The sequence below is a fragment of the Kitasatospora xanthocidica genome (assembly GCF_014656195.1).
GTDB lineage: Bacteria > Actinomycetota > Actinomycetes > Streptomycetales > Streptomycetaceae > Kitasatospora > Kitasatospora xanthocidica.
Genome location: NZ_BNBY01000002.1, coordinates 111482 through 134147, shown reverse-complemented (window position 1 = coordinate 134147; position 22666 = coordinate 111482). Strand labels below are relative to the sequence as shown.

The following is a 22666-nucleotide window of genomic DNA, read 5'->3' as shown; positions in this document are numbered from 1 at the left end:
GGGTGGACGGGGGCCCGCAGCGGGCCCCAAGGCATATACATTACCCAGCGTCATCAAAAGTCGCCATAAAAGCGGACGGAAGACTCTTGACGTGACTGTCCGTACCGGCGGAGGATGGGGTTCTGGCCCCCTCCCACCGAGGTGGTGAGGACTCTCGGCCAGTTCGTACGATCGGCGCCTCCGGGCGCCGGGAGCGCGACGGCGGTGCGCACCCCACTCGGCCGCCACAGCCGCTCCAACGTATTGGCAGCCCCGGGACCCCGTCTCCGGGATCCCCTTCCGGGCTTCCCCACCGGGCTCGACCCGCGCGTATCCGCCCGCACCGGTCGCCCGTTCGCCGGACACCAGGGGCCGCGCCGTGCCGGCGCCCGCCCACAGCCTCCCCCCGAGAGGCCGCTCAGATGAGCACCACCATGTCTCCCGACGCAGACTCCCGCCCCGCCCGGAGCCCCGGCTCCGTGCCCGATCGGACCGCGCCCGACCGCGCCGGGCCCGACCGCCCGGCCCACCCGAACCGGCGCGCCGACGACCGGGCCGACCGCCGGGCCGACGACCGGACCGACCGCCGCCGCGCCGAGCGGCCGTCGCGCCGGGCCGGCGACGGCATCGGCACCACCCACCGGGTCAGCCTCGTGATCCCGGCCCACAACGAGGCCCGCAACATCCCCTGGGTCTTCGAGCAGATCCCGCGCTGCGTCGACGAGGTCATCCTGGTCGACGGCGCGTCCAGCGACGCGACCGTCCCGATGGCCCGGTACTGCCTGCCGACGGTCCGCAGCGTCCAGCAGCGCGGCCCCGGCAAGGGCAACGCCCTGCGCACCGGGTTCGCCGCCGCCACCGGCGAGTACGTCGTCATGATGGACGCCGACGGTTCCATGTGGCCCGGCGAGATCCCGCACTTCCTGCACTTCCTGGACAACGGGTTCGACTTCGTCAAGGGCTCGCGCTGCATCGCCGGCGGCGGTTCGCTCGACTTCACCCGGGTCCGCTCGCTCGGCAACCGGGCCCTGCTCGCCGTCGTCAACAAGCTGTACGACACGCGGCTCACCGACCTGTGCTACGGCTACTGCGCCTTCCGCCGTTCCTTCCTGGACGCGCTCGACCTGCGGTCCACCGGCTTCGAGATCGAGGCCGAGATGGTCGCGCACGCGCTGCGCTCCGGGCTGCGGATCGCCGAAGTGCCGAGCCTGGAACTCCCCCGCCGCAGCGGTCGCTCGCACCTGCACGCCGTCTCCGACGGCCGCCGGGTGCTGAGGACCCTGATCGCCGAGCGCCCCGGTGCCCGGTCCCCGGCGGCCGCCCCCGCGGGGGAGCGCTGATGAATGGCACCGACCGGCGCACCGCAGCCGCCTGCCCGCGCCCCGCCGTCCGCGACTCGCTCCACACCCCCGTCCGCGTCGTCGACCTGGACCTGGACGAGCCGAGCGGGCTGCGCTCGCCCGGCGGTCTCGGTGCCGGCGCCCCGGACGGACGCGTGTTGGCGTTGGTGCGGCTGCACGGACACCCGCTCGGCTTGGTCACGGCCACCGGGGCAGCCGGCCACAGCGCCGAGCTGCGTCGGGCGCTGGTCGACGCCGCTCACCGGGAACTGCGCGTTCCCGCCCTGTCCACCGCGACACCCGCGGCGCGCCCTGGTCGGGCCGGCCGCGCCCGGGTGCCCGCGGGCCCGGTCACCGTCAGCGTGGTCGTCGCCACCCACAACCGCGCGGGCATGCTGCGATCCTGCCTCGACTCCCTGCTGCGGAACGGCTATCCGCGGTTCGAGGTCGTCGTCGTGGACAACGCCCCCGCCGACGACAGCGCCGAACGGCTGATCCGGGACCGGTACCGGAGCCGGGTCCGCTACCTGCGCGAGCCGGTGGCGGGCCTGGCCCGGGCCCACAACACCGGGCTGGCCGCCGTCACCGGCGAGATCGTCGCCTTCACCGACGACGACACCCTCGCCGACCCCGACTGGATCGGCGCCCTGGCGCGGACCTTCGCCGAGGACGAGCGGATCGGCTGCGTCACCGGCCTGATCCTGCCCGCCGAACTCGACACCCCCGCCCAGGCCGCGCTGGAGCACCACGGCGGCTTCGCCAAGGGCTTCGCCGCCCGGACCTGGACCCTCGCCGACCGCCTCGGCGATCGCCTCGCCGACCCGCTCTTCCCGTTCGCCGCCGGCCGCTTCGGCTCCGGCGCCAACATGGCCTTCCGTACCGCGCCGCTGCGCGCCCTCGGCGGCTTCGACCCCGCCACCGGTACCGGCACCCCGGCCCGCGGCGGCGACGACCTGCTCGCCTTCTTCCGCATCCTGGTCGCCGGCCACGCCCTCGCCTACGTGCCCGACGCCATCATCTGGCACCGCCACCGGCGCACCATGGACGCCCTGCCGGCCCAGGCCTTCGGCTACGGCGCGGGCTTCGGCGCCTACCTCGTCGCCGCCCTCCACCACGAACCCGCCATGCTGCCCGCCCTGTTGCGCCGCCTGCCCAGCGGCCTCCGCTACGCGGCCCACCGCGCCCGCACCCGGCCGGACCCGGGCGGGGCGGGCCGTCGCCCCACCCGGCGCCTCGCCCGGCTGGAGCTGCAGGGCCTGCTCTACGGCCCGCTCGGGTACGCGCGCAGCGTCCACCTGGTCCGGGCACTCGCCCGGACCCCCGCGGGCCGGACCGGGTGAACCCGCCGTGTCCGCGCGCACCGCGTCCGCCGCCGGGCCCGCCGCCGGTCCCGCCACCCGGCCGGCCCGGGGCCGCCGCGCCTGCTCCTGCCCGCTGCCGCTGCCCTGCGAGTGCTCGTACACCACCCTGCTGCGGGCCCGCCTGCGGGTCGCCACCGCCGGGGAACCGCTGCTGCGCAACGGGCACGTGCTGACCGCCAGTTCGGTCCTCACCGCCGCCTTCGGCGCCCTGTTCTGGATGCTCGCCACCCGCTGGTACGGCCCCGACACCGTCGGCCGCAGCTACGCCGCGCTCTCCGCCGCCGGCCTGCTCTCCGGCATCGGACAGCTCACCCTCGGCGACGTCCTGGTCCGCTTCGTCCCCGCCGTCGGACCGCACACCCGGCGCCTGGTGGCGGCCTGTTACGGCGCCGCCGTCGCCTGCAGCGCCGCCGTCGCCGTCGTCTTCCTCGTCGTGGTCCCCCAACTCGCCCCCGAACTGAGCTTCCTGCAGTCCCCGGCGTACGCACTCGCCTTCGTCGCCGCGACCGCCGGGTACAGCCTGTTCGTCCTCCAGGACGGCGCCCTCACCGGGCTGCGCCGCCCGAACTGGGTGCTCGGCGAGAACGCCCTGTTCGCCGCGGCCAAGGCCGCCCTGCTCGCCCTGTTCGCGGTCTGGGCGCTCGGCACCGGCATCCTGCTGTCCTGGGCCGGCGCGCTCGCCGTCTCGCTCACCGTCACCAGCCTGTTCCTGTTCCGCCGCGGCATCCCCGCGCACGGGCGCCGGCACGCCGACGGCCGGCCGCCCGCCAGACTGCTGCGCTACTGCGCCGCCGACTACCTCGGCTCGCTGTTCCGGCTCACCGCCTACAACATCCTGCCGCTGCTCGTCCTCAACCAGTTCGGCGCCGCCGCCAACGCCTACTTCTCGCTCGCCTGGGTCATCGCCTACACGCTGTACCTCGCCGCGCTCAACATGGGCAGCTCACTCATCGTCGAGGCCGCGCACGCCCCCGAACGGCTCGCCGAACACGGCCGCCGGGTGCTGCGGCACGCCGGACTCCTGCTCGCCGTCGGCGTCGGCTTCGTGGTGATCGCCGCGCCCTGGCTGCTGCGGCTGTTCGGCGCCCCCTACGCCGAGCACGGCACGCTGGTGCTGCGGCTGCTCGCCCTCTCCGCGCTGCCCAACCTGCTGTTCAGCGTCGCCATCGACGTGGCCCGGGCGCGCCGGGCCCTCGGCTGGATCATCGGGCTGCAGTGCGCGTTCTGCCTGCTCGCGGTCGGCCTCGTTGTCGTGCTGCTGCCCGGGTACGGGCTCACCGGCGTCGGCGTCGGGTGGCTGATCGCCGAATGCCTGGTCGCCCTGCCGCTGCTGGTCACCCTGCCGCGCTGGCTGCCCAGGCCGCCCGCGGCCTCGGGTGCGGCCGGTACGGCCGGGCCGTCCGCGGTGTCCGGGCTGTCCGGGGTGTCCGGGTTGTCCGGGGCATCCGCGGTTTCCGGGGCGCCCCGGTCGGCGAGGCAGGCCGGGCAGGCCGGGACGGTGGCCGGACCCTCCGGAGGCGCGCCGTGAGCGGCCCCGCGCCCACCCTCTCGGTGGTCATCTGCGCCTACACCACGGACCGCTGGGACGACCTCGCCGACGCCGTCCGCTCCGTCGCCGCCCAGCGCCGCCCGCCCGACGAGACCCTGCTGGTCGTCGACCACTGCCCCGAGCTCGCCCGCCTCGCCCGTACCGAACTGACCGGCGTCCGCGTCCTGGAGAACCAGCAGGCCCGCGGTCTGTCCGGCGCCCGCAACACCGGCACCGGTGCCGCCCACGGAGACGTCGTCGCCTACCTGGACGACGACGCGGCCGCCGAACCCGACTGGGCCGACCACCTGCTGGCCGGCTACCGCGACCCGCGCGTGCTCGGCGTCGGCGGCCTGATCCGCCCGCGCTGGGACACCGCCCGCCCGGCCTGGTTCCCGCCCGAGTTCGACTGGGTGGTCGGCTGCTCCTACCGCGGTCTGCCCCCGCACGAGGCCCCGGTCCGCAACCTGATCGGCGCCAACATGTCCTTCCGGCGCGCCGAGGTGCTCGCGGCCGGCGGCTTCCGGACCGACCTCGGCCGGATCGGCACCCGCCCGCTCGGCTGCGAGGAGACCGACCTGTGCCTGCGGCTTGCCGACCGCCGGCCCGGCGCCGTCCTGCTCTACCGGCCCGCCGCCGCCGTCCGCCACCACGTCCCCGCCGCGCGCACCCGCTGGGCGTACTTCCGCGCCCGCTGCTACGCCGAGGGCCTCTCCAAGGCCGCCGTCGTCCGCCGCCGCGGGGCCGCCGCCGCGCTCGCCAGCGAACGCCGCTACCTGCGCTCGACCGTCCCGCGCGCCCTCGCCCGCTGCCTGCGCCCGGGCGGGGGCGGGCCGCGCCGGGCGGGGGCGCTGCTCACCGGGGTCGCCTGGACGGCCGGCGGGTACGCGGTCGGGCGGCTGCGCGGGGCCCGGGCCGCGGCCGGGGAACGCCCCGGGAGCACCGCGGCCCGCCCGGGGGGCACGCAGTGAGCACCGTCGTCCCGGTCTTCCTCTACCACGCGGTCAGCGACGACCCGCCGGGCTGGATCGCCCCGTACACCGTCAGGCCGCGGGTCCTGGCCGAACAGCTCGACCGGATCGCCGACGCCGGCCTCGCCGTCGTCCCGCTGCACCGCCTGGTCGGCGCGCTGCGCGGCGGACCGCCCGTGCCCGACCACTGCGCCGTGCTCACCTTCGACGACGGCTTCGCGGACTTCTACTGGACCGTCGCCCCGCTGCTGGGCGAACGCGACCTGCCCGCCACCCTGTTCGTCACCACCGGCGCGCTGCACACCCCCGGCCACCCCGCCGACGGCAGCCTGCTGCCGCCCGCCGCGATGCTCAGCTGGCGCCAGCTCGCCAACCTCGACGCGCTCGGCGTCGAGATCGGCGGCCACACCCGCACCCACCCCCAGCTCGACACCCTGCCCGGCCGGCGGCTGCGCGAGGAGGTGTACGGCTGCAAGATCCAGCTGGAGGACCTGCTGGGCCACCCCGTCAGCTCCTTCGCCTACCCGCACGGGTACTCCAGCGCGGCCGTGCGCCGCTGCGTCCAGAAGGCCGGCTGGACCAGCGCCTGCGCCGTCGCCAACGCCTTCAGCTCCTCCTGCGACGAACCGCTGCGGATCGCCCGGCTGATGGTCCGCGCCGACACCCCGCCCGAGCTGTTCCGGCGCTGGACGCAGGGCACCGGCGCCCCCGTCGCGCCCTTCCCCGAGCGGCTGCGCACCAAGGGGTGGCGGGCCTACCGGCGGCTCCGGGCCGGGCTCGGCCGACCGGTCGGCGGGCCGGTGGAGACGTGACGGCCCGGCCCTGGGCCCCGTACGAGGGCGGCAGGGCCTCGGGGGCACCGGATGCGGGGGCGGGCCCGCGGTGGAACCCTGATCAGGCGAGGTGAGGAGGTGCCCGTCGCCATGGAACGCCGCCGCACGCCGCCGCGCCGCCCCGCCCGGCAGGACCCCGCCCGGCAGGCCCCGGCCCGGCCGCCGCGCCGCCGTACCCGGCCCGGCCGGTTCGGCCGCCGGGGCGCGCCGGCGGCCGCCCTGCTGCTGCTCGTCGCCCTCGCCGGGTGCTCCGGCGGGGGCGGCGGGGGAGCCGCGCCCGGGGTGGCGAGCCCGTCCGCTGTCCCCACGCAGCTGGCGGCGGCCGCGATGCCGACCGGCATCCCCGGCGACTGGCACCTGGTGTTCGAGGACGAGTTCGACGGCGGCTCGCTCGACCGGGCCAAGTGGTCCACCGGCAGCCCTGACGCCGCGCACCCCGACGGCGTGACCGCGCCCGTCAACACCAAGGAACTCGACTGCTACGACGCCTCCCAGGTCTCCGTCCGCGACGGCCTGCTGCGGATCACCGCCGTGGCGAAGCAGCAGAGCTGCGGCGGCCGGACCCTCCCGTACGTCTCCGGCATGGTCAACAGCAAGGGCAAGTTCTCCTTCGCCCACGGCGCGATGGAGGCCCGGATCGACGTGCCCGCCGCCGCGCCCGGCGTGGTCGCCAACTGGCCCGCCTTCTGGAGCGTCGGCGCCGACTGGCCGGCGGGCGGCGAGAACGACGTGATGGAGGGCCTGCACGGCCGGGTCTGCTCGTACTTCAACTCGGACATCGCCTCCACCGGCTCCTGCGCGGACAGCGACCTCACCGGCTGGCACGTCTTCGGCAGCGACTGGCAGCCGGGGCGGGTCGACTACTACCGGGACGGCGTCCTGGTCGCCACCATCACCGCGGGCGTCACCTCGGCGCCGATGTGGCTGATGATCGACAACGCCGTCCAGCCCAGCATCGGGGGGCCCACCGCCGTGCCGGCCACGCTCCAGGTCGACTACGTCCGGGTCTGGCAGCGGTAGCGGGGTGCTCCGGGTCCGTCAGGGGCCGGTCCGGGGGTCGTCTGGGGCAGGTCCCGGGGCGCGTCCGGGCGGGGCCGGAGCGGGCTGGTCGGACGCGTCCGGCGGCGGTCGTGCAACCGCTTGGCAGCGTTCCGGAAAAGCGTCCGACACCACCGCTCGCCATGCGGGATGATGGCGCGTCAAAATCGGACCACCCGGACCGGCACGTGCGTGGGGAGGCCCCCGCGCCGGGCCCGGGAAGCGGGGAGGGGAGCGCCAGCATGGCCACACCGGAGGACGCGGGGGCGGACGACGGCGGTCGACCGGGCCGCCGGTCGGAGGCCGGGGGCGACCCCCGGCCCGGGTCCCGACCCCCCGAGCCCCGGACCACGGTGGACCGGCGGCCGTGGCGGCGGCGCCTCGGCGTCGTCCCGGACCGGCCGTCCCGGCTCGGGCCGGTCCCGGGCACCCGGGTGGATCCCGAGGCCGCGACCCGGCGGACACCGGACGGCGGCGGCTCCGATCCGGAGGCGCTCACTCGGGTCGAGCGGGGCACACCGGAGGGCGGCGCCCACTTCGACCCGGAGGCCCCGACCAGGATCCAGCGGGGCGCACCGGACGGCGGGAACCGGTTCGACCCGGACGCCCCGACCAAGGTCCACCGCCGGGCGGGCGCCGGGCGCTCCGACGGACCGTCCTGGGCCGCCAAGGTCGGGCCCGGGCCCAGCCGGGGCGGCGGCGGGACGGCCGGCGGCGGAGGGGTCACGAGCGGCGAGGGGGTCTCGCGCGGTGGAGGGGCCACGCGCGGCGAAGGCGTCACCGGTGCCGGGGGTGCCCGGGGCGGCGCGTCCGGTGGACGGTTCACCAGCGTCTTCCCGGACGCCCTGCGGGCGCGCTTCACGCCGCAGGCCGTGGCCGGTTCCGGCACCGAGGGCACCGTCTGGCACGTCCGGCGCACCGACGGGGGCGGCGAGGCCGCGGTCAAGGTCGCGGTCGCCGGCCAGTCCATGGACGCCGACCTGCTCGCCCACCTGCGCAACGACGACTACCGCCGGCACGTCCCGCACATCGTCGACTTCGGCCGGGTCGGCCACCACGGCGGCGAACTCGACTGGGTGGCCATGGAGTACCTGCCGGTCACCCTCGCCGACCACTTCGCCGGCCTGCGCCGCGGCGGCCGGTCCGGCGACCGCCGGGAGGCCGAGCGGATCGTCTACGAGCTCGTCGCCCTGCTCGACTTCTGGCAGCGGCGGATCGAGCGCAACCCGCTGGACTTCAAGCCGGCCAACATCCTGGTGCGCCCCGGCCGTCCGCCCGGCGAGTTCGTGATCGCCGACTTCGGCGGCGTCGCCCGGCTCACCGCCAGCCGCCGCTTCACGCCCGAGACCATCGTCACCATCCCCTACATGGCCCCCGAGCAGCTGGCCGGCCGCAACCACGAGGCCGGCCCCTGGTGGGCGCTCGGCAACGTCCTGTACGAGCTGTTCGTCGGCCGCCCCCGCTTCCTCGGCGCGGACGGCCTGCTGATCAGCGACGAGGCGCTGCAGCTGGAACTCGTCCTGGGCGAGGAGGTCGACCTGACCGCCGTCGCGGACCAGCGCCAACTGCTGCTGCTCCAAGGGCTGTTCACCAAGAACCCGGACGACCGCTGGACCGCCTCGCAGGTCCGCAGCTGGCTGGCCGGCGGCAGCCCCGCGGTGGTCCGGCGGCAGGCCCAGCCGGACGGCGGGCGACCCACGCACCGGCCGGTCACCTTCTTCGGAGCCCCCTTCACCGACCCGGCCAAGCTCGCCGAGGTCCTGCTCCGGCGCTCCGGCGACGCCGCCCGCTGGCTCTCCGCCGGAGGCGCGGAACGGCTGCGCGACTGGCTCCGCGACGACGTCCAGGACAACCTCTTCGACCTGCACTACCTCACCGACGTGGCCCGCGCCCCCGGCTCCCGGCGGGACGCCGTCGCCGCCCTCGCACTGCTCGCCTTCGGTGCCGCGTTCGCCCCCTCCGCCACCCCGTGCTACCTCGACCGCCCGATCGACACCCCCGGACTGGAACGCATCGCCACCGAGGCGGACGGCGCCGCCTTCATCGACGACCTGGTCAGGACCGGCGCCCCGGCCGTCGCCGCCCGCTACGACTGCTTCCACCCCGAATGCTCCGGCGAGCACTGCTCGCGGCTGCTCGCCCTGGCCGGACTGCCCGACGTCCTGGCCGAGGTGGACCGCGCGGCACGCGTCGTCGGCGGCGGCCGGCGGGGCGGCGACGGGCTGAGCTCGCAGGAACGCGAGGAGGCGCACCGGGTCGCGGTGTGGCTGAGCATCCGCCCCGAGGAGGGCGACCGGCTGCTCGGCCGGATCTCGCCGCTGCCCGCCGCCCTGCACCGGCTGCCGCTGCCCGAGCGGGTCTCGGAACTCGCCGCCCTGGTCGCGGCGGTGGTGGTGGACGGCGCCCTGGCCGCCGGCGCCGGCCTGCGCACCGCCGTACGCTCGGCGGCCCGGAGGCCCGCGCCCGATCCCGTCGCCGCCCCGGACGCGGTCCGGCGCCGCTGGTCGGCGCTGCGGCGGCGGGCGGTGCGGGCCGACCCGGGGGAGGATGCCGGGCGGGCGGCGCTGGTCGCCGCCGTCGCGCTGCGCCCGCGCGGCCGGGGCCGGGCCGAACAGTCCGCCACCGAGAGCCGACAGGGCGGGACCGGCCGGGACGGGCGGCTCGGGCGGCTGTGGCAGGCCCGGCCGTGGCAGGGGCGGCGGGAGCGGACGCCGGTGGACTGGCCGGCCCGGGTGCGGGCGTGGTGGCCGCACGCCCGCACCGCCCTGCCGCGCCGGACGGGCGCCGTGCTGCTCCTGCTCCTCGCCTTCGGGCTGCTGCTCTGGGCGGGGGCGGTGTTCCGCTACCCGATCGAGGCCGGGGTCCAGCTCAAGATCTCGCCGGACGAGGCGTTCGGAGGCCCGCTGAAGAAGGCCGGCGAACACGCGGCGCAGCAGGTCGTCGGGCAACTCGGGGCGGCGCTGGTGGCAGCGGCCGTCCTCGCCTTCTTCCCGGCCCGGGTCGGCTTCGGCACCGCGGCGCTGACCGGCATCGGGGCCTTCGCCATCGGCTACCTACGGCTGGGGCCGCCGATGACGGCCGTGGAGGCGCCGAAGCCGGTGGCCGAGCGGGTGGTCATGTTCGAGGGTGGGATGGGCAGTTGGGCCGGCATCGCGGCGGTGGTGGCGATCGTGGTGTCGTTCACCCTGATCGAGCGGGCGGCCGGCCGACTGCTCAAGCCCGCGCACGAGGCGCGGCGGCAGGTCCGGGAGGCCTGGCGGCGGCTCGACGGGCACGGCACGGCCGGGCGGGTGCGGCCGGACGGCAAGCGGTGGCGGACGGGTGGCGAGGGCGTCCGCGACCGGGTGCTGTTCGCGCTCGGCAGCACCGGGGTGCTGGTGCTGCTGCTGTGGGGCGCGGTCGAGGTACGGCTGGCGGCCACCGGGCACCACCCGACGCCGGACTCCTGGGGGACCGGACAGGCCGGCGCGGCCTACCAGGCCGGGTTCGTCGTGCTGCTGGCGGTCGCCTCGCTCGCGAGCACCCTGGGGACGCCGGTCACCGCCCGGGTCCTGCTGGTCGGCTGGATCCTGGCCGCGCTGGTGCTGGGCTCCTGGCCCGGGCCGCTCGGGCCGATCGAGGCGCTGCGGATCCCGGTGTTCCAGGGGCAGTTCGGGTGGTTCGCCGAGCTGTGGGGGCACGGGGCCTTCTGGGCGGCGCTGCTGGTCGCGCTCCCGCTCGCGGCGTACGGGACGCTGCGGACCGTCCGGTGGCGGTCGGCGGGCTGAGCGCCGCGGGCCGACGGGGTGGCCGGGGGGCGGGGCAGCCGGGCGGCGGCGAACAGATGACAGCGAACAGATAACAGATGTTGAAATCTGAAATCTGTTCGCTGTCATCTGTCACCTGTCATCTGTTCGCCGTCACTCCTCAGCCCCGCCCCGCCCCGCCGGGCGCGAGTGCTGCCACTGTCCCGAGGCCGGCCAGCACGACGAGGGCGAGCCCCGGCGTGAGGTGGTGGGTGAGGAACAGCGACTCGGCGACGACCGTCGCGCACCCCAGGCTGACGGCGACGCTCAGGACGCCCAGCCGAAGCCGACGCGCCGCCGGGGCGCGATCGGCGGCGCGGTGCTCGGGCGGCAGCCGGCGGACTATCGGGAATCCGGGGAGCACCAGCCCGACGCCGATGATCACCGCGATCCGCAGCGGGGCGCCGGCCGGGAGCAGCAGGGCCAGCACGGGCAGCCAGGCCGCCGCCGCCAGCGCGAGCCGCCCCGTCACGTCCGCCCGCCGGACGGCGACGCCCGCCCACGGTCCCGGCCCGCGCGCGCCCCGGTGTCCGGCCCCGTGTCCAGCCCCGCGCCCGGTCATGGCGACCGCCCGGCGGCGACGGACGGCGTGAACTCGTACACCGTGGCGTCCTGGTTCCGGTAGAGCACGGTGAACTGCGAGTTGTCCGCGAGCTCGGCCTGGATCTGCGGCAGCCCGACCGACAGCAGCCCGGTGGCGTGCACCCGGCCCGCCTGCGCCTTGTTGAGCATCAGGTAGACGTGCCGGGGCTGGTCGCCGACCAGGGTGTCGAGCGTCCCCGCCGGGTCGACGGCGAAGCCGCGCCGGGCCCACTCGCCCTGCATGTTGATCCACACCCGCCCGTACTTGTCGTAGGAGGTGTAGCCGCCGGGGAAGTCCTCGGTGACGCCGACGATCGTCGAGCCGGGCGGGGCGTGCTGGAACATCCAGACGGACGCCTGGGTCTCGGCCTGGGTGAAGTAGAGCGCGTACTCCTTGCCGTAGTAGCTCAGTGAGAACCCGGCGAACAGGGTGGCCAGCAGCACCGGCACGGCGACGGTCCGGCCGGCCCGGGCGAGGGCGAACCGGGCCCGCCGGCCCGCTCCGAGGAGCATCGCGGCGGTGCCGAAGGCCGTCGCCGGGAGTCCGAACATGTAGGCACGGAACAGCATTTCGCCGTCGTAGCTGTTGGCGACCAGCAGTACCACCGGCGCCACCGCGAGCAGCGGCAGCGCGGTGCGCCGCAGCGAGGGGCGGCGGATCAGCGCGGCCAGCGCGAGCAGCCAGACCGCGGCGGAGAGGGTGCGGTCGGTCCAGGCCACCAGCTGCTGTCCGCGGGAGGCGAGCGACAGGTTGATGAGCCCGGCTCCGGCGTTGCCGCCGGGCTGGGTGAGCCCGTGCACCATGGTGGCGATGTTCGCGGACAGGAACGGCCGGGCGACGGTGAGGTCCCAGGCGGCGGTGAGCAGCACGGTGGCGAGCAGCAGGGGCAGGACGACCGGCCGGTTGCGCCGGGGGAGGGCGAGCGCGGTCAGGCTGACCACCAGCATCAGCGGCGTCAACGGGTGCGAGCAGACGATCGCGGCGACCGGCAGCAGCAGGACCAGCAGGGTCCAGCGCACTCCGACGGGCGGGAAGGTGGGCCATCGGGGCCGGTGCAGGGCGTGGGCGCCCCGGCCGGGGGGTCCGTCCCGGGTGGGGGAGCGCCCGCGCGGCCCGGCCCTGGGCAGGCAGCGCACCACGGTGGCGATCACCGCGACGTACAGCACGAAGGTGAAGGTCTGCGGGGCGAAGTAGTCCTGCGTCACCCAGAAGCAGCAGTAGAACACCCAGGCCCCCGCCCAGACCAGCCGCCGGCTGCGGGAGAAGGTCCGGTAGAGCATCACCAGCGGTCCGAGCAGCAGCGCGTCGGCCAGCGGCGGCGCGTACGGGGCGTAGGAGAGCGCGGAGTGGATCCCGGTGGCCTTGACCAGGAGGCCGTTGACCGCGAAGAAGCCGGGCCACTGGCTGTAGACGTCCAGCCCGTGGTCGTTGGCGGTGGGCAGGCCTCCGGCGCGCAGCAGCACGTCGACCATCGACACGTGCTTCCACGCCCAGGCGTTGCTGAGCTGGGAGTAGACGAGCGGGGTGCTGGCGTGCAGGACGGCGATCAGGGAGAGCAGGTAGCCGGTGTAGAGCCAGCCGGGGGTGCGGCGGTCGCGCAGGGCGGCGGCGAAGCCGAGGGTGAGGGTCGCGGCGGCGGCCCAGAAGGTCCAGGGCAGGGCCTCGATGAGTCCGAGGTCGCCCATCCGGTCCAGGCGGACGTGGTGCAGCGAGACCAGCCAGAGGGCCAGCGCGGCCGGGAGCAGGACGCGGGCCAGGAGGCGCGCGGTGAGGTGGTCCGGGGCCGGTGCGGGAGGCGGGGGGAGGACGTCCCGGGATGTGGGGGAGGGGGACGCGGTCAGGGCCGGTCCACGGTGGTCCGGGTGCGGTTCGGGCGGGCGGGCCATCGCGGTCGTCTCCCCTCAGTCGCGCGCCGGTGTCGTGTCCGGGCCCGCGGTGTCAGGGCCCGCGGCCGTGTTCGGGCCTGCGGTGGTCGGGGCGGCCGTCGCGGCTGCCCCCGTGCGGACCGGGATCGCCCGGCCGCGCGCCGAACCCGCCAGGGCCGCGCCGAGCCGGCCGGCCGCGAAGCCCGTACCGGCGACGAAGCGCAGCACCGGTCCGAAGGTCGCGGCGGCGGACAGCCCGGTGAAGTACAGCCCGGGTACGGAGGACTCGAACCCGCCGGTCAGCCGGGGCGATCCGGCCACCCGCCGGACGGCCCGCCGCAGTTCGGGCCCGAGCAGGGCGAGCCGGTCGACGTCCACCCGGTAGCCGGTGGCGGCCAGCACGTGGTCGACGTCCAGGACACGGGTGCCGCCGGGAGGCCCGTGCAGCTCCAGTCGGACGCCGCCGTCGGTCGGCCGGATCCGTTCGATCCGGTGCCCGGCGAGCAGGGCGAGGCGGCCCTCCACGCGGTCCCGGAGCCACCAGGCGCCGGACGGTCCCAGTACCTCCCGGACGAGCCGCAACCGGGTCCGGTCCGGCAGGTGGCGGAAGGCCCACGGCACGGTGGCGAAGGCGGACAGCGACCAGCCGGGGCCGAGGGTCGAACCTGGCTTGACGATCCGCTCGGGCAGCGGCCGCTCGGCGGGCAGGTCGGTGTCCGGTGGCTCGCCGAACAGCAGGTGGCGGGTGCGCGCCACCACGGTCGGCTCGGCGCCCGCCTCGGCGAGCAGCGCCGCGCTCTCCAACGCGGACTGCCCGGCCCCGACCACCGCGACCCGCCGCCCGGCGAACCGGGTGAGGTCGTGGTGGTCGGCCGTGTGCGAGAGCAGCCCGTCCGCCGCCAGGCCGGCGAACTCGACCGGCACGTATGTGTAGGGCCCGAGCCCGGTCGCCAGCACCACGGCGGCGGTGCCGAACTCGGTGCCGTCCGCCAGGCCGATCCGGAACCGCCGGCCGTCCGCCGCCACCGCCCGTACCGCCGTCCGCTCCAGCTGCGGCACGCAGCGCCGCTGGAACCACTCCCCGTAGCGGATGAACTCCTCGACCGGCACCGGCTCCCGGTCGCCGCCGGGCGGCCGCCCCTCCTGTGCGCGGAAGTCCTCCAGCCGGTGCCGGCGGCCCGGGTCGGAGATGGAGGAGGCGCGCGGAGTGGACTTGAGGTACATCCCGGCGGGCATCCGGTCGCGCCAGCTGCCCATCGGCTCGCCGAGGACCCGGAAGGCGGTGCCGCGGCGGCTCAGGTGGGCGGCGACGGCCAGGCCGTACGGTCCGGCGCCGATCACGGTGACCGGAACGTCCCCGGTGACTGGTACGTCCCCGGTGACCGGAACGTCCCCGGCGATCGGTGTGGATCCGGTGGCCGGTGCGGATCCGGTGCCCTCTGCCGCCCGGTCGGCCGGGCCGTTCGCGTCGGTCGGCCCGGTGGCGTCGGCCGGCCCGTTCACGTCGGCCCCCCTCGCCACGGGTGGGCGTGCGGAGGGCCGGGCGGGGCTGCTCGGGTCGACGGCATGACACGTCCTCCTAGGGCCGAGCCCCCCGTCCCAGATTGCACCCGGACGGCCCTCGGCGACAGTCCGAAGCGGATGGTCGGCCGGTCGCTCTGCGTGCTCGCCGACGTGCCGCCCCTTCGACCGCCCCGGCCCGGGCGTCCATCGTCGGCCGCCTCACCGCGCGCGTCCCCGGCCCGTACGCTGCCCGTACCCCGGCCCGTACGTCGTTCGGGCTCCGTCCGTCTCCGGCCCGTACGCCGCCCGTGGCCCGTCCGTCTGCGGCCCGTGTCGCCGGGGCCGGACCGAGCGCGCGGGGCCAGAATGGAAGGTGACCCGGCGCCCGGTACCCGGGTCCGCCGTACGGCCCCCACCTCGCTCGCCCCGCCCCCTCCGCAGCCCCGCCCGCCAGCCGCTACGAGGCCCCCACCATGCCGGACCACCGCCACCCGCCGCCGCACCCGCTCGATCCGGACCGGACCGTCCCGGCCCTGCTGGTCAAGGTCGGCCACTACCCCGAGCACCCGGGCGGCCTCGGCGTGATCCGCACCCTCGGCCGCCTCGGCGTGCCGGTGTACGCGATGGTCGAACACCCGCGCACGCCGGCCGCCGTCTCCCGGTACCTGACCCGCGGCTTCGTCCTCCCCAGCACCGGTCTGGAGGATCCGGCCGAACTGGTCGAGCGGATCCGGGAGGCCGGGCGGGCCATCGGCCGGCCCGCCGTCGCCGTCGCCACCGACGACGAGGGGGCCGTCCTGCTCGCCGAGCACGCGGAGGCGCTCGCCGACCGGTTCCTGCTGCCGCCGGTGCCGCCCGCCCTGCCGCGCGAACTCGCCAGCAAGGCGGGCCTGCACCGGCTCTGCACCCGGCACGGCGTCCCCACCCCGCGCGCCCTGGCGCCCGGCTCCCGGGACGAACTGCTCGCCACCGCCCGGCACTGGGGCTACCCGGTCGTGCTGAAGAACCTGGAAGCCTGGACCAGGCTGCGCCACCCGGTCGTCCGTCACACCACGGTGGTCCCGGACGAGGCCGCCCTGCGCGCCCTCCTGCCGCCGGACGGACGGCCCTCGGTGCTGCTCCAGGAGTACCTGCCGAAGGAGCGCTGCGAGGACTGGATAAGCCATCTCTGGATCGGTTCGGACGGCAGCGCCGGGGCGGCGCCGGACACCGTGTTCACCGGTCGGAAGGTGCGCTCCTGGCCCCCGTACTCCGGGGTGACCACCCGGGCGCGCGCCGTGCCCAACCCCGAACTCGCCGCCCTGGCACTGGGGTTCTGCCGCGCGATCGGCTACCGGGGCGTCGCCGACCTCGACTGGCGCCGCGACCTGCGCGACGGCCGGTACCTGCTGGTCGACTTCAACCCGCGCACCGGCGCCCAGTTCCGCGCCTTCGAGTCGGTGGACGGCGTCGACGTGGTCCGGGCCCTCCACCTTGGCCTCACCGGGCGCCCCGTCCCGCCCGGTCCGCAACTGGAGCGCGGCTTCGCCGTCGGGCAGCTCGACCTGCCGTCCGCCCTGGTCAGCGCCTGGCACGAACGGCGGATCCCGCCCGACCTGCGCCCCCGACGCGGCACCGAGCGCTCCTGGCTCGCCCGGGACGACCCGGCCCCGGCCGCCGCGGAAGTGCTCTGGTTCGGCGCGGCCGTCGGCCGCAGGCTCCGCCGCGCCCTCGGCTGACGCCGCTGGGCCCGGACCGCGCCGCCCGCACCTTCGATCAGCCGGGCTGGCGGGGCCGACCGCGTCAGCCCGGTCAGCCGACCAGCCGGGTCAGCTCGATCGAGTGCCCCGTCCGCTCCACCTTCGCCGTCAGGTAGCGGACGTTGCTCGCCGACACGTGCACGCCCGTCGGCACCCGGTGCCGCACGGTGATCCCGAGGTCGGCCAGCTGGGCGGCCTTGTCCGGGTTGTTGCTCAGCAGGTCGATGCCGGTGGCGCCGAGTGTGGTGAGCATCTGGGCGGCTGCCGTGTAGTCCCGGCCGTCCTCGGGCAGGCCGAGCGCGGTGTTGGCGTCGTACGTGTCCAAACCGGAGTCCTGCAGGGCGTACGCATCGAGCTTGTTGTACAGCCCGATGCCCCGGCCCTCCTGGCGAAGGTAGAGCAGGTAGCCGCCGGCCTCGCCGATCCGCTCGACCGACTCGCGCAGCTGCGGCCCGCAGTCGCAGCGGTCCGAGCCGAAGACGTCGCCGGTGAGGCACTCGGAGTGCAGCCGCACCAGCGGCGTCCCGCCCTCGGGGACCGTGCCGAGGGCGAGCGCCAGGTGCTCGGCGCCGTCGGCGAGGCCGTGGAAGGTGAAGACCTCCGCCTCGGCGTGGAAGCCGTCGGGGAAGGTCAGCGGGATGCGCACACGCGAGCGCACCGTGGCGGAGGCGGGTTGAGGCATGGGCGAGCCTTCGTCGATCGAGGGTGGACCGGGGCGGAGTGGAATCCGGGGGATCCGGGTGGATCGGATGTCGACCGTACTCGGTTGTTCCAATTTGAACAACTGGGTCGACGGCCGGACCACCGGGGTCCGACGCGACCGCGGAGGCGCACAACACCCCACCCGCCCCACCTGTTCCCGTCCGGCGTCCCGACATGTGGAAGCCAGGCGGCGCGCGGTGTCGACACTGGGAGACTTCCTCCCGTTTCCTGGGCACGGGAACGCCCCGCGCACGACCACCGACGACTACGGAAGGTCTTGATCAGATGCCCATGAGCCGCCCCGAATCCACCCCCGGAGCCATCCCCGGATCCGCCTCCGGGGCCGTCCCCGCCTCCGCGAGCCGGCCCCGCTTCGACGCCGAACAGCGCGCGATCGAGGCCCTGTTCGCGGAGGTCGTGCGCCGCAACAAGGGTGAGACGGAGTTCCACCAGGCCGTCCACGAGGTGCTGGAGACCCTGGCCCCCGTCCTCGCCCACCGGCCCGAACTCCTCGACGCCCGGATCATCGAGCGGATCTGCGAGCCCGAGCGGCAGTTGATGTTCCGGGTGCCGTGGACGGACGACTCCGGCGGCATCCACGTCAACCGCGGCTTCCGGGTGGAGTTCAGCAGCGCCCTCGGCCCGTACAAGGGCGGGCTGCGCTTCCACCCCTCGGTGAACCTCGGCATCGTCAAGTTCCTCGGCTTCGAGCAGATCTTCAAGAACGCGCTCACCGGACTGTCGATCGGCGGCGGCAAGGGTGGCTCCGACTTCGACCCCAAGGGCCGTTCGGACGCCGAGATCATGAGGTTCTGTCAGTCCTTCATGACCGAACTCCACCGCCACCTCGGCGAGCACACCGACGTACCGGCCGGGGACATCGGCGTCGGCGGCCGGGAGATCGGCTACCTCTTCGGCCAGTACAAGCGGATCACCAACCGCTACGAGTCCGGCGTGCTCACCGGAAAGGGCCTGGGCTGGGGCGGCGCGCAGGTCAGGACGGAGGCCACCGGTTACGGCTGCGTGCTGTTCACCGCCGAGATGCTGCGGAGCCGCGGCGGGGGTCTGGACGGGCGCCGGGTGGTCGTCTCCGGGTCCGGCAACGTCGCGCTCTACGCGATCGAGAAGGCGCAGCAGCTCGGCGCGACGGTGCTCACCGCCTCCGACTCCTCCGGCTACGTGGTGGACGAGAAGGGCATCGACCTCGGCCTGCTCAAGGAGGTCAAGGAGGTCCGCCGCGGCCGGATCTCCGAGTACGCCGAACTGCGCGGCAGTCACGTCAAGTTCGTCGAGGGGCCCGGGGTGTGGGGCGTGCCCTGCGAGGTCGCGCTGCCCTGCGCCACCCAGAACGAGCTGACCGAGGCCGACGCGCTCGCCCTGGTGCGGAGCGGCGTGCTCGCGGTCGCCGAGGGCGCCAACATGCCGACCACCCCGGAGGCGGTGCGGGTGTTCCAGGAGGCCGGGGTCGCCTTCGGCCCGGGCAAGGCGGCCAACGCGGGCGGCGTCGCGACCAGCGCGCTGGAGATGCAGCAGAACGCCTCGCGCGACTCCTGGACCTTCGAGCGCACCGAGGAGCGGCTGGCCGGGATCATGAAGCACATCCACGACTCCTGCTTCACCACCGCCGAGCGCTACGGCCACCCCGGCGACTACGTGGTGGGCGCGAACATCGCGGGCTTCGAGCTGGTCGCGGACGCGATGCTGGCCCAGGGCCTGGTCTGACGGACTGGTCTGAGGCCTTGGCCCGAGGGGCTGACCCGAGGGCCTGGTCTGCCCGGCTGACCCGGCGATCGGCACCCGACCGGAGCGGGCACCGATCGTCGGGTACGGCAAGGTGGGTCCTTCCTACGGTGGTGATCAGCAAGGAAGGACGGGGTCGGAGTGCTGGAACACCTGAACCGGGCGATGGACCACATCGAACGGCACCTGGACGGCGAGGTCGACGTGACCGAGCTGGCGCGGATCGCAGTGACGTCGGAGTACCACTTCCGGCGGCTGTTCTCGATGCTCGCCGGGATGCCGCTGTCGGAGTACGTCCGGCGTCGGCGGCTGACCGTCGCGGGGGCCGAAGTCCTCGACGGCGAGCGGACGTTGCTCGACGTCGCGATCCGGTACGGGTACACCTCGGGCGAGGCCTTCGCCCGGGCGTTCCGGGCGATGCACGGGGTCGGGCCGGGGGAGGCCCGGCGCGACGGTGCGGTGCTCACCTCCCAACCCAGGATGTCCTTCAGACTCGTCGTGGAAGGAAGCAGCAGCATGGAGTACCGCATCGTCGAGAAGCCGGACTTCCGGATCGCCGGCAAGAAGGCCCGGGTCACCCTGATCTACCACGGGATCAACCCGGGGATCGCCGAGTTCATCAAGGGCCTCGGCAAGGAGACCGTCGAGCGGATCACGGCCCTCACCGGTCAGGACCCGGTCGGCCTCGTGTCGGTGAGCGACGACTTCTCGCCGAACCGCGAGGAGGGGTCCGAACTCGACTACTGGCACGCGGTGGTGGCGCGTGAGGGGGCCGACGTCCCGGAGGACCTGGACGTCCTGGAGGTGCCGGCCGGCACCTGGGCGGTGTTCACCAATACCGGGCCGTTCCCGCAGGCGTTGCAGGAGATGTGGGCGGACGTGGCCAGTCAGTGGTTCCCGTCCAACCCGTACGAGGCCCGGCCGGGCCCGGAGATCCTGCAGACCCGCTTCGTCCCGGGGACGGCCGACGCCGAGGCGGAGCTCTGGATCCCGGTGGCGCGCGCCCTGCGCTGACGGGCGACGGGTGACGGGTGACGGGGTAACAGATGACGGGTAACAGATGACAGATGACAGATTTCATCATCTGTCATCTGTCATCTGTCATCTGTCATCCGTTCTCCCGCCCCCGTTCCGCCGCCCCGTTCGGCCCACCAGCGTCCGCCCCCGGCCCTCCCCGCCCCGCATCCTGGGCGGGGAGGGCCCGGGGGCCGAGACCGAGCTGGAGAACCGAATCCATGAAGCAGACCTCCGTGACCACCGACGGCCCCTGCTGGGTCGAACTGGGCACCTCCGACCCGGCCGCCGCCCGGGCCTTCTACCGCGAGCTGTTCGGCTGGCGCGAGGACGACGGCGCCCGCCCCGGGGACGGCGACTACGTCCGGATGCTCGTGGCGGACGCGCCGGTCGCCGCGATCACCCCGCGCTACGCGTCACGGCAGCCGACGGCCTGGACGGTCAGCTTCGCGGTCGCCGACGCCGACGCCACCGCTGCGCGGATCGAGGAAGCCGGCGGCAGCATCCTCAAGGAGCCCACCGACCTGCTGGACCAGGGCCGCTTCGCGGTGGCCGCCGACCGCTCCCACGCGGTCTTCATCCTCTGGCAGCCCCGCGCCTTCGAGGGCTCCGGGATGTTCAACGAGCCCGGCTCGCTCGGCTGGGTGGAGCTGCTCACCCGCGACCCGGCGGGCTCGACCGCGTTCTACCCGGCGGTCTTCGGCTGGTCCGTCGCCCCCTCCGAGCGCTACACCCAGTGGGGCCTGGGCGGCCGGGACTTCGGCGGCATGCTGGTGATGGGCGAGGGCTTCCCGGCGGAGGTGCCGCCGCACTGGCTGCCGTACTTCTCGGTCGCCGACGTCGACAACACCGTCGAGCGGGCGGTGGCCCTCGGCGGGGGCGTGCAGATGCCCGCCTACTCCATGCAGGGCGGACGGCGGATCGCCGTGCTGCGCGATCCCCAGGGCGCCGCCTTCGGCGTCTACAGCGTCCCTGCGGAGGGCTGATCGGAGAGCCGGGCGCCCGACGGGACGGCTCAGCCGAGCGCCGTGCGCCGCGCGGCGCCCACCGACGCCACCGCCGCCCCCGCCGTGATCAGCAGGGCCCCGGCCGGGACCACGTCGCCGACGCGGTCGTACCAGGTCAGCGTCCCGGGCGCGGTGAGCGGCAGCCGGACGGTCAGCGCGCCGGTGCTGTCGGTGCCGAGCCGGGCGAGTTCCCGGCCCTGGGCGTCGAAGGCCGCCGACACCCCGGTCAGCGAGGCCTGGACGGCGGGCCGCCCGGTCTCGGCGGCCCGGATCGCGGCCAGCGAGACGTGCTGCTCGGGGGCCCAGGTGCGCTGGAAGGTCGAGGTCGAGGACTGGTAGACCAGCACCCGGGCGCCGTCCCGCGCGGCGGTGCGGGCCATGTCGGGGAAGGCCGACTCGAAGCAGATCAGCGCCCCGACCGGCAGCGGCGCTCCCGTCCGGTCGACGGTCGGCAGCAGGTGGAACGCGGTGCCGGGCGCCCGGTTCTCGCCCGCTGCCCGGCTGACCCCGGCGATCCAGCCGAGCGCCGGCCGCAGCGGGATGTACTCGCCGAAGGGCACCAGCCGGATCTTGCGGTAGCGGTCCACCACGCCCGCCGGGGAGACCAGTACGGCGTCCTTGGAGATCCGTCCGTCGGCCTTGCGGGCGTCCTCCCCGGCGATGACCTGGGCACCGGTGGTGGCGGCGAGGTCGCGCAGCACGTCGAGCGCGGCCGGGTCGTGGTCCAGGTCGGCGGTGGTGCTGCTCTCGCCCCACACCACGAGGTCGATCCGCTGGCCGACCAGGGCGGCGGTGGTCCGCGCGCTCGCGTCGAACCGGGCCTGCGGGTCCTCCACGATGCCGGGCTGGACGAGCGCCACCGTGACGGCCCCCGCCCCGGTCGGCGCCTCGCGCAGGGCGAACAGCGCCGGGCCGGCGGCCAGCGCGAGCACCGCGGCCGAGGCCGCGATCGCCCGTGGCCGCCAGTGCACCGCGGTCAGCGCGATCAGGACCCCGGTGTTCACCGTCGCGACCGCCGCGCTGACCAGCCAGATCCCGCCCGCCGAGGCCAGTCCGAGGACGGCGGGGTGCTGCCACTGGGTGGCGCCGAGCAGCGCCCACGGCCCGCCGAGGGCCGGCCAGGAGCGCGCGTACTCGGCCGACACCCAGACCGCGGGGACGACCAGCAGCGCGAGCAGCGCCCGACGGGTGGTCAGCGGCGGGCGCAGCAGCCGGTGCACGGTGTACCCGACGGCGCCCTGGAGCGCCCCGAACAGCACCGCGAGCACCGGGAGCCCGGGGCCGATGGACGGCACCAGCCAGTACATCGCGGTCAGGATGAACCCGGCCCCGAACCACCAGCCGCGGACGGCGGCCTCCCGCCCCCCGGGCGCCCGCTGCATCAGCAGCAGCCCGGGGACGAGCGCGATCCACGCCAGCCAGGCCTGCCCGGGTGCCGGGAAGGCGAGCACCGGTACCGCCCCGGCCGCGAGCGCCCCGAGCCGGGCCCGGTACCGGTGCGGCGCGCGCGGCTCCCGTGGCCCGGTTCGCTCCGCTCCCTCCGCGTGGTCCGCGGGAGGCGTGCTCAGGGCTGGACTGGTGGGACCGGTGCGCCGCGACATGCCCCGTATTGTCCGCCCGGACGGCGTGGGCCACCAGTGCTCCCGTCACCCGAATGGACTACGGGAACACCAACAGT

The 22666-nt window shown here is 75.5% G+C and carries 16 protein-coding genes; 11 read left to right on the top strand and 5 right to left on the bottom strand.

Annotated elements, in window-relative coordinates; all coding sequences use genetic code 11:
• The first annotated feature begins 413 nt into the window (after positions 1-413).
• From IE332_RS03965 to IE332_RS03935, 7 genes are all read left to right on the top strand, one after another.
• Complete coding sequence (locus IE332_RS03965) at positions 414-1319, top strand: glycosyltransferase family 2 protein (protein WP_268256525.1); 906 nt, start codon at positions 414-416, stop codon at positions 1317-1319.
• Complete coding sequence (locus tag IE332_RS03960; protein WP_189913667.1) at positions 1319-2659, top strand: glycosyltransferase; 1341 nt, start codon at positions 1319-1321, stop codon at positions 2657-2659. Before IE332_RS03965 ends, IE332_RS03960 begins: the two co-directional genes overlap by 1 nt.
• Before the next feature lie 7 nt (positions 2660-2666).
• The gene (locus tag IE332_RS03955) at positions 2667-4208 is read left to right on the top strand and encodes a lipopolysaccharide biosynthesis protein (protein ID WP_189913666.1); all 1542 of its coding nucleotides are present in this window, start codon (positions 2667-2669) and stop codon (positions 4206-4208) included.
• Positions 4205-5179, top strand: a complete 975-nt coding sequence (locus IE332_RS03950) for a glycosyltransferase family 2 protein (protein ID WP_189913665.1) — start codon at positions 4205-4207, stop codon at positions 5177-5179. The genes IE332_RS03955 and IE332_RS03950 overlap by 4 nt, the downstream gene beginning before the upstream one ends.
• Complete coding sequence (locus IE332_RS03945) at positions 5176-5991, top strand: polysaccharide deacetylase family protein (RefSeq protein ID WP_189913664.1); 816 nt, start codon at positions 5176-5178, stop codon at positions 5989-5991. The genes IE332_RS03950 and IE332_RS03945 overlap by 4 nt, the downstream gene beginning before the upstream one ends.
• 99 nt (positions 5992-6090) lie before the next feature.
• Positions 6091-7032: a glycoside hydrolase family 16 protein gene (locus tag IE332_RS03940; protein WP_189913663.1), complete on the top strand. Its 942-nt coding sequence runs from the start codon at positions 6091-6093 to the stop codon at positions 7030-7032.
• A 260-nt stretch (positions 7033-7292) separates the two neighbouring features.
• Positions 7293-10817 (top strand): protein kinase domain-containing protein, encoded by a 3525-nt coding sequence (locus IE332_RS03935; RefSeq protein WP_189913662.1) that lies wholly within the window; start codon positions 7293-7295, stop codon positions 10815-10817.
• A 139-nt stretch (positions 10818-10956) separates the two neighbouring features.
• Here the strand turns inward: IE332_RS03935 and IE332_RS03930 are convergent, their stop codons facing one another.
• The 3 genes from IE332_RS03930 to IE332_RS03920 all read right to left on the bottom strand — a co-directional run bounded on the left by IE332_RS03930 (position 10957) and on the right by IE332_RS03920 (position 14786).
• The gene (locus IE332_RS03930; RefSeq protein WP_189913661.1) at positions 10957-11307 is read right to left on the bottom strand and encodes a hypothetical protein; all 351 of its coding nucleotides are present in this window, start codon (positions 11305-11307) and stop codon (positions 10957-10959) included.
• Between the two features lie 86 nt (positions 11308-11393).
• The gene (locus IE332_RS03925; protein WP_189913660.1) at positions 11394-13304 is read right to left on the bottom strand and encodes a glycosyltransferase; all 1911 of its coding nucleotides are present in this window, start codon (positions 13302-13304) and stop codon (positions 11394-11396) included.
• A gap of 15 nt (positions 13305-13319) precedes the next feature.
• On the bottom strand, positions 13320-14786 hold the full coding sequence (locus tag IE332_RS03920; protein WP_229928284.1) for an NAD(P)-binding domain-containing protein: 1467 nt from the start codon (positions 14784-14786) through the stop codon (positions 13320-13322).
• Between the two features lie 473 nt (positions 14787-15259).
• Here IE332_RS03920 and IE332_RS03915 point away from each other — a divergent pair, with 473 nt between their 5' ends.
• The gene (locus IE332_RS03915) at positions 15260-16504 is read left to right on the top strand and encodes a carboxylate--amine ligase (protein ID WP_189913659.1); all 1245 of its coding nucleotides are present in this window, start codon (positions 15260-15262) and stop codon (positions 16502-16504) included.
• A gap of 73 nt (positions 16505-16577) precedes the next feature.
• Here the strand turns inward: IE332_RS03915 and IE332_RS03910 are convergent, their stop codons facing one another.
• Positions 16578-17207: a GTP cyclohydrolase II gene (locus IE332_RS03910; RefSeq protein ID WP_189913658.1), complete on the bottom strand. Its 630-nt coding sequence runs from the start codon at positions 17205-17207 to the stop codon at positions 16578-16580.
• 311 nt (positions 17208-17518) lie between these two features.
• Between IE332_RS03910 and gdhA the strand changes: the two genes are divergently transcribed.
• From gdhA to IE332_RS03895, 3 genes are all read left to right on the top strand, one after another.
• Positions 17519-18949, top strand: coding sequence for an NADP-specific glutamate dehydrogenase (gene gdhA, locus IE332_RS03905; protein WP_189913657.1), 1431 nt, complete (start codon positions 17519-17521; stop codon positions 18947-18949).
• Between the two features lie 159 nt (positions 18950-19108).
• Entirely contained in the window at positions 19109-19981 is an 873-nt protein-coding gene (locus IE332_RS03900) for an AraC family transcriptional regulator (RefSeq protein WP_189913656.1), read from the top strand.
• A 221-nt stretch (positions 19982-20202) separates the two neighbouring features.
• Positions 20203-20967, top strand: a complete 765-nt coding sequence (locus IE332_RS03895) for a VOC family protein (RefSeq protein ID WP_189913655.1) — start codon at positions 20203-20205, stop codon at positions 20965-20967.
• 29 nt (positions 20968-20996) lie between these two features.
• Here IE332_RS03895 and lnt read toward each other — a convergent pair whose 3' ends face one another.
• Positions 20997-22589, bottom strand: a complete 1593-nt coding sequence (gene lnt / locus IE332_RS03890) for an apolipoprotein N-acyltransferase (protein WP_189913654.1) — start codon at positions 22587-22589, stop codon at positions 20997-20999.
• Between the last annotated feature and the right edge of the window lie 77 nt (positions 22590-22666).

Coding starts and splice junctions, on each gene's coding strand:
- IE332_RS03960 (WP_189913667.1), top strand. CDS start 1,319: ATGAATGGCACCGACCGGCGCACCGCAGCCGCCTGCCCGCGCCCCGCC.
- IE332_RS03965 (WP_268256525.1), top strand. CDS start 414: ATGTCTCCCGACGCAGACTCCCGCCCCGCCCGGAGCCCCGGCTCCGTG.
- IE332_RS03915 (WP_189913659.1), top strand. CDS start 15,260: ATGCCGGACCACCGCCACCCGCCGCCGCACCCGCTCGATCCGGACCGG.
- lnt (WP_189913654.1), bottom strand. CDS start 22,589: ATGTCGCGGCGCACCGGTCCCACCAGTCCAGCCCTGAGCACGCCTCCC.
- IE332_RS03910 (WP_189913658.1), bottom strand. CDS start 17,207: ATGCCTCAACCCGCCTCCGCCACGGTGCGCTCGCGTGTGCGCATCCCG.
- gdhA (WP_189913657.1), top strand. CDS start 17,519: ATGAGCCGCCCCGAATCCACCCCCGGAGCCATCCCCGGATCCGCCTCC.
- IE332_RS03895 (WP_189913655.1), top strand. CDS start 20,203: ATGAAGCAGACCTCCGTGACCACCGACGGCCCCTGCTGGGTCGAACTG.
- IE332_RS03935 (WP_189913662.1), top strand. CDS start 7,293: ATGGCCACACCGGAGGACGCGGGGGCGGACGACGGCGGTCGACCGGGC.
- IE332_RS03925 (WP_189913660.1), bottom strand. CDS start 13,304: ATGGCCCGCCCGCCCGAACCGCACCCGGACCACCGTGGACCGGCCCTG.